This is a genomic window from Burkholderia sp. BCC1998, assembly GCF_905339875.1.
Taxonomy (GTDB): Bacteria; Pseudomonadota; Gammaproteobacteria; order Burkholderiales; family Burkholderiaceae; genus Burkholderia.
In genome coordinates this window covers 1-2,118 of record NZ_CAJPHE010000062.1, presented here as the reverse complement: position 1 = coordinate 2,118, position 2,118 = coordinate 1, and the positions used below count along the sequence as shown (strand labels likewise).

At 55.0% G+C, this 2,118-nt stretch carries 3 protein-coding genes; all 3 read right to left on the bottom strand.

What is annotated here, in order from left to right; genetic code table 11:
- Positions 1-150 precede the first annotated feature (150 nt).
- Positions 151-939 (bottom strand): hypothetical protein, encoded by a 789-nt coding sequence (locus tag U5A56_RS36735; RefSeq protein WP_257776141.1) that lies wholly within the window; start codon positions 937-939, stop codon positions 151-153.
- A 33-nt stretch (positions 940-972) separates the two neighbouring features.
- Positions 973-1,446 (bottom strand): amidase, encoded by a 474-nt coding sequence (locus U5A56_RS36730; protein WP_257776142.1) that lies wholly within the window; start codon positions 1,444-1,446, stop codon positions 973-975.
- Between the two features lie 42 nt (positions 1,447-1,488).
- Positions 1,489-2,118 (bottom strand): nitroreductase (locus tag U5A56_RS36725; RefSeq protein WP_257776143.1); only part of this gene is annotated, 630 nt, incomplete at its 5' end.

Here is a 2,118-nt window from a genome sequence, read left to right as displayed (position 1 = left end):
TTCTGGTCCCCACCACATTTTGGTGGGAACCAGATTGCCGTCTATGGACCTTCATGAACAGACGGTGCTGGGGCAACGCTTACTGAACTACCATGAATACCGACACTGCCTCTCGAAAAGTCAGTTGCAGTTCCATGAATCACAACCCGCTCAACCGCGCTGGTTTCCGGTCTCAATCTCGCCCGGAAGAACAGAGATTTCGTTAGCAAATTTGAGGAGCGGCACCATATCGACTACCTCATGGTGGATGATTGAACGCCACTGCCCGCAAACTTCCCGTGAAGCCACACCATCCCAATCGGGTGCGTAGCCGCGTGCCTCGACGTACCTACCACTTCTTGACAACCACCCATGCACTGCAACTTCAATTGATCGCAGCGCACTAGATCCATGCATGTAATTAGCACGCCAACGCAGGATAACAGGAGCGGCTATCGCGATTGCCTCTTCCAGGCGATTCAGTTCCGCGAATCCAAAGGCGACGACGAGTCGGCTTCGTTGAGACGCTGTCGTTATCAGATCGAGGGCTTCAATGTGCTCGTCGCAGTGATATTTTTGTAGCATGAGACTGCATGCGACAGCAGTCAGCAGGTTGAGTCGTGGTCGCGAACTAGAGATCGAGGCCGCGGCAATAGACCAGTGATCTATCGCCTGATTCGCGGCACTTAACGCTACGAACGGATCACGCCGCGATATTGCACTCACAGACCGAAGGTGTGAAGCAGCTGCGCGCAATACCGCGCACGAGAGATCGTCCCCCTGCCTCTCCGACAGTTCACTGAGGTCATCGAAGTCGCCTCCGGCAGAAGCGTGCTTGAGCACTTCTCGCGCAGCTTCCAGCCGCTGACACGCCGACGCAATTCTGGCGATATCGTCAAAACTGCGCCGACTCAGCCCCGATTCCGAGCCGTTCCGGTGATGGAAATCGACCAAAAGCACCTCGTTTCGCCTTGCACTGTATTGGGTGAACCCTCAAAGCTTCGGGACCCGGCCAGGCCAAGGAGCGACGGATTCCATTTGGGCTGCCGCCACGAGGATTTGATCTTCTCGGCCAAAGCAAGCAATAACTTGTACCCCAACCGGTATGCCACTGGGTATCCAGTCTGACGGCGGCCTCGCCGAGGGCTGTCCAGACGCGTTGATGAAGGTAAAAAATGCGGTGTACTTCGATACTTTCTGTCGGAACGACAGGCAATCGATTGTCATCGAAAACTGCGCCCATTGCGTAGGCAATTGCGTCAAGGTCGAGGGCAGTGCGAGATCGAACGCGCTCATTGCCCCTGCCACGCGCCGACCAACACTATGAAAAATGGCTATCGCAGCAATATATGTGCAGCCCCCAGCTCCGCGCCTCGCTTTACCATGCCCAATATCGATGCGTAGGGATTTGCCATCAATACCGTGATGCGCCTGAAGCAGTTCGCCATAGGCGACAGACGGCACCATCTCTCGTTCGGCAATCTTCGCGGACGAGTGAGAACACATCTGCTATAGATCAATGAACTCGGCCACTTCTTCAAGTGACGCGCGCGAAGTACGATAGCCGTTAACCGAATGAGACTCGTCCGGCCAACCAAGCGATACACCGTACACAATGTGTTCCTCCGCCGAGATCCCTAGCTGCTCACGGATCACATCGGCGCGATATGCAATCGATGCCTGCGGGACAGTGCCGACACCAAGAGCGGAAGCTGCGAGCATGAATGTGGTCAAGTACCCACCGCAATCCAACATACCGCGTGCGCCAAGTGTAGCGGGAGTGGTGACAAGAGCTAAATGCGGGGCTCCGAAGAAGCGATAGTTTTCAAGTGCCTGCTTCCCCGATGCCGTACGATCTCCGCGCTGGATACCAAGCGCACTATATAGTTGCCAGCCACAATCGCGCCGCCGATTTTTATAAACGCCAAAATAGCTTGCGATCGGTGGTATATCCGCAACGGGGGCTGCTCCGCACAGTGCGCGCTCGTACATAGCATGTCGAAGTCGATCTAGCGCAGCTCCGCTGATGATCCTTACTCGCCATGGTTGTATATTGCAGTCTGACGCGGTCTTTTGCGCTGCAGATAATATACTTAGGATAACATCTCGTGCGACAGCATCAGCTTTAAAAGCTCTGCA